Origin of the sequence: Devosia sp., assembly GCF_041917035.1 — a bacterium.
Classification (GTDB): domain Bacteria; phylum Pseudomonadota; class Alphaproteobacteria; order Rhizobiales; family Devosiaceae; genus Devosia_A.
In genome coordinates, this window is the sequence record NZ_JAYRYM010000285.1 from 1 (window position 1) to 4,391 (window position 4,391).

Genomic DNA, 4,391 nt, shown 5'->3' on the forward strand with positions numbered 1-4,391 from the left:
TGACCTTCCTCAACAAGTGCGACGAACTCGAACGCCCCGTGGTGGCCGAGTTCTACCAGCGCGTGTTCGGCGAGGACCTGCCGGAAAGTGCCGCGAACCTCGCGGTGGTGGCCTGATCCGGAGGCCGTCATGGCCCAGAACATCTATGACGACGACCGGTTTCTCGCCGGCTACAGCGAGTTCCCCCGTTCGCGCGACGGGCTGGATGCGACCAGTGAATGGCCGGCGTTCCGAGCCTTGCTGCCCCACATCCCCGGCAAGCGCGTCATCGACCTCGGCTGCGGCTTCGGCCAGTTGAGCCGTTGGCTCGGCAATGCCGGCGCTCGATCGGTGTTGGGGATCGACCTCAGCGCGAAGATGCTGGAGCGGGCCGTTCGGGAGACCGCCAGTTCGGCCGTCGTCTACCGACGCGACAACCTCGATGAACTGGTACTTGCCCCCGGTTCCGCCGATCTCATCGTCAGTTCGATGGCGCTGCACTATGTCGAGGACTTCGGACGCATTGCGCGGACGATGTTCGGCGCACTTGCAGCGGGCGGCCAGTTGGTCTTCTCGGTCGAGCACCCCATCTACGCCGCCCGCGCCGTGCCCGAGTGGACAATCGCCGCGGACGGCCGAAGGGCCTTCGCGGTTGCCGACTACCTCGTCGAGGGCCGGCGCGTGACCAATTGGATCGTCGACGGTGTGGTGAAGTATCACCGCACGATCGGTACGATGCTCAACACCTTGACGGCTGCCGGCTTCACCTACGGGGCACTCGACGAGTGGCGTCCGACGGAGGCGCAGCTGGTCGACCACCCCGAGTGGCGCGAAACCGAGCTTACGCGGCCGATGTTCGTGCTGTGTTCGATGAACAAGCCGGCCGGTGGACTGCACTGATGGCCGTCACCGACGCCGCATCGCGCAAGCATCCCGGACTCCCGACCGTTCGAGGCCGTCTTGGGGCCTGCGATCCTTGCAGGGGCCGCATTGCCCCCGAACGGGGATTCCCGCTTTCGCGGGAAGGACTCCGTGAGTAACGTAAAGACCTGAAGATGGCCCAGCCGCCGCGCGCAAAACCCAATCGTCCCGACACCACCGCTCCGTTCAAGTTGGCGGTGGGGGCAACCGTGCGCGCCATCGGCGGCAAGCGCGAACTCGAAGTGAGTTTCTCCGCCGACCGGCCGATGCTGACCTCGGACAAGGCGCGCCTCGCCAACCTGCCGCGCCTGCCGACGCTGCGCGACATCGCCATCGCCCGCGGCCAGGGCGACGCCATGGCGATGCGGCTCGCCAGCCACGATCCCGACACGCACAGGAGGCGCGCTCCCGCCGAGCCGGAGGCACGCGCCGCCTTCGACGCGCTCGAACAGGCGCGCGTCGAGGCGCTGGGCTGCGTCCGCATGCCGGGCATGACAGGCAATATCCACGAGATGCTGGAAGACCGGCTATTCCGGCAGAACTTCGCCGAGGTCAGCGACAAGGCGGATGCGCCGCTCGCCGAGGCACTGGGGCTGATGCTGCGCGAGCGCATCGCCGGCGTTTCCATCCCGCCCTCCGGCAATGCCATCGTCGGCTTGTGGAAGGCCGAGATCGAGGCGAAGGCCGGCACCTCGCTGGAGTCCCTGCTCGACAAGTTCGAGGACCAGGAATTGTTCAGTCGCGCCACCCGGCAGCTGCTGCGCGACCTGAACCTCGTGCCCGACAGCGAGCTCGACGACGGCGAGGCCGACGACAGCGAGGGCGGCGACGACCAGGAGCCGGAGCGGGGCCAGGACGACGACACCTCGCCCGAGCAGGGCGAGGGCGAGAGCGAAGACGCCGAGGCGGAGGAGGACCAGACGCCCGGACAGTCCGAGGAGTCGGGCGAGGTCGAAGGTTCCGAGATGGACTTCGAGGAATCGGAGGACGAGAACTCGGAAGCCGGCGAGGACTCGCCCAACCCGCCGCCACCGGGCGCCAACGCCAAGGAATTCCACAATACCTTCACCTACAGGATCTTCACCCAGAAGTTCGACGAGGTGGTGAAGGCCGGAGACCTCTGCCCGGCCGAAGAGCTCGACCAGCTGCGCGCCCTGCTCGACAAGCAGCTCGAGAACCTCGCCGGCGCCGTCGCCCGGCTCGCCAACAAGCTGCAGCGGCGCCTGATGGCGCAGCAGAGCCGCAGCTGGGAGTTCGATCTCGAGGAGGGCCTGCTCGACACCGCACGCCTGACGCGTGTCGTCACCGATCCGCTGCAGGCGCTGAGCTTCAAGGTGGAGCGCGATACCGATTTCCGCGATACCGTGGTGACGCTGCTGCTCGACAATTCCGGCTCGATGCGCGGCCGCCCGATCACCATAGCGGCGATCTGCGGCGATATTCTCGCGAGGACGCTGGAGCGCTGCGGCGTCAAAGTCGAGATCCTCGGCTTCACGACGCGAGCCTGGAAGGGCGGCAAGAGCCGCGAGGCCTGGCTCGAGGCCGGTCGCCCGCCCAATCCCGGCCGGGTCAACGACATCCGCCACATCATCTACAAGGCGGCGGACGAGCCCTGGCGGCATGCGCGGCGCAATCTCGGGCTGATGATGCGCGAGGGCCTGCTCAAGGAGAACATCGACGGCGAGGCGCTGCAATGGGCGCACAAGCGGCTCCTGGCGCGGCCCGAAAACCGCCGCATCCTGATGGTCATCTCCGATGGCGCGCCGGTCGACGACTCGACCCAGAGCGTCAATGCCGGGAACTACCTCGAGGCCCATTTGCGCCAGGTGATCGAAGACATCGAAACCCGCTCGCCGGTGCAACTGGTCGCCGTGGGTATCGGCCACGACGTCACCCGCTACTATCGTCGCGCCGTGACACTGCTCGATGCCGAGGAGCTGGCCGGCGCGCTCACCGACGAACTGGCGGCCCTGTTCGACGAGGAGGCGCCGGGGGCCTATCGCAAGGGCCGGTTCGGGTGAGCGGCGGCGGCAGGCGCGTCGGTCACCGCCGCGCCGCGGGCCTGCTCGTCGCATTAACTGCCGTCTCCGGACTAATCCTCTCCCAGGAGTTCGGCGCCCGCGCCGACGACGAGACGATCACCGCGCTGCCGATCCGCACCTTCATGTCCGCCCGCGTCGGCGAGCGCGTGCAGGGACTGGTGTGGCGCGGCGGCATCGAGATGCAGAGCCAGACCGACACCTTCGGCGGCCTCTCGGGCCTCGGCTTCACCGCCCCCGACGGGCGCCTGGTGATGGTCTCGGACCGCGGTAACTTCGTTTCCGGACAGCTGCTCTACGATGAGGCGGCACTGCCCATCGGCCTCATCGGGGTGAGCATCGCCCCCATCCAGAACTCGAGCGGCAGGGACCTGCCGCGCCCCTTCGCCCGCGATGCCGAGGCGCTGACGGTGATCGAACGCGACGGCACCCCGACCGCGGTGCGCGTGGGCTTCGAGAACCTGACGCGCGTTGCCGACTTCCAGCTTGTCGACGGCGTGCCGCAGGGCGCCGCCCGCGAGGTGGCCATTCCCGACTGGCTGAGCGAAACCCGCACCAACGGAACGCTCGAGGCGGTATGCATCGCACCGGCAGCCTCGCCGATCGCCGGCTCCACCCTGCTCCTCACCGAGGGCATCATCGATGATGACGGCCAGCACGCGGCCTACCTGCTGGGGCGCAATGACCGGGGGCGGCTGAGCTACATCTCCGGCGATGGCACCGATCCGACCGATTGCGCCTTCCTGCCCAATGGCGACCTGCTGGTGCTCGAGCGCGGCGTCGCGTTCCTGTCGTTCAACATGCGCCTCGTGCGCGTTCCGGCCGCCGAGGTCAGCCCCGGCGCCCACCTCCAGGGCGAGGTGCTGCTGCAATCCTCGGGCGCCGACATCGACAACATGGAAGCCCTCGCCGTGCACACCGCACCGGACGGTTCGACGCGCATCAGCCTGGTCTCGGACAACAACTTCAACGACTGGGAACGCAACCTGCTGCTCGAGTTCAGCCTGCCGGAGTAGGCGCGGGGCAGGCCGATCGCAACGCGCCGGCCTTGATCCGGCTCAAGGCCCGGCACCGGCAACGGCACTAGCCTGATGCAGATATTGCAGGAGGCAGAATTGGCCGGCTTCGTACATATGGACATCGCCGCGGACGACCCGGAGCGCGCGGCGAGCTTCTACCATTCGGTGTTCGGCTTCGCCGTGACCCGGCTCGAGGGCCCCGAGCCTTACTGGCTGGTGACCCCGCCGGACGGTCCCGGGGCCGGCATCGGCAAGCGCAGTCTCGACTGGCAGAAGGTTACCGCGACCATCGATGTCGCCGACGTTGACGCCACCGCCGCCGCGGTCCTCGCGCAAGGCGGCCGGATCGTGATCCCGAAGACGACCATCCCCGGCATCGGCGACCTGCTGACCTTCGAGGACACCGAGGGCAACATCCTCGCCGCGCTGCAGG

Annotated in this window: 4 protein-coding genes and 1 pseudogene; all 5 read left to right on the top strand. The window is 68.2% G+C overall.

Annotated elements, in window-relative coordinates:
- A pseudogene (locus ACE3TU_RS19425) lies at positions 1-116 on the top strand (cobaltochelatase subunit CobS); the annotation flags it as partial.
- Between the two features lie 13 nt (positions 117-129).
- Entirely contained in the window at positions 130-879 is a 750-nt protein-coding gene (locus ACE3TU_RS19430) for a class I SAM-dependent methyltransferase (RefSeq protein ID WP_374627240.1), read from the top strand.
- A 155-nt stretch (positions 880-1,034) separates the two neighbouring features.
- A complete protein-coding gene (cobT, locus tag ACE3TU_RS19435; RefSeq protein WP_374627242.1) occupies positions 1,035-2,921 on the top strand; it encodes a cobaltochelatase subunit CobT in 1,887 nt (628 codons plus the stop codon).
- Positions 2,918-3,955 (top strand): esterase-like activity of phytase family protein, encoded by a 1,038-nt coding sequence (locus ACE3TU_RS19440; RefSeq protein ID WP_374627244.1) that lies wholly within the window; start codon positions 2,918-2,920, stop codon positions 3,953-3,955. Before cobT ends, ACE3TU_RS19440 begins: the two co-directional genes overlap by 4 nt.
- Positions 3,956-4,054: 99 nt before the next feature.
- On the top strand, positions 4,055-4,391 hold a 337-nt coding region (locus ACE3TU_RS19445), incomplete at its 3' end, for a VOC family protein (protein ID WP_374627246.1).

What these genes read in the sequence shown, in the direction of transcription:
- ACE3TU_RS19430 (WP_374627240.1), top strand. Translation starts at nt 130, where the DNA reads ATGGCCCAGAACATCTATGACGACGACCGGTTTCTCGCCGGCTACAGC.
- cobT (WP_374627242.1), top strand. Translation starts at nt 1,035, where the DNA reads ATGGCCCAGCCGCCGCGCGCAAAACCCAATCGTCCCGACACCACCGCT.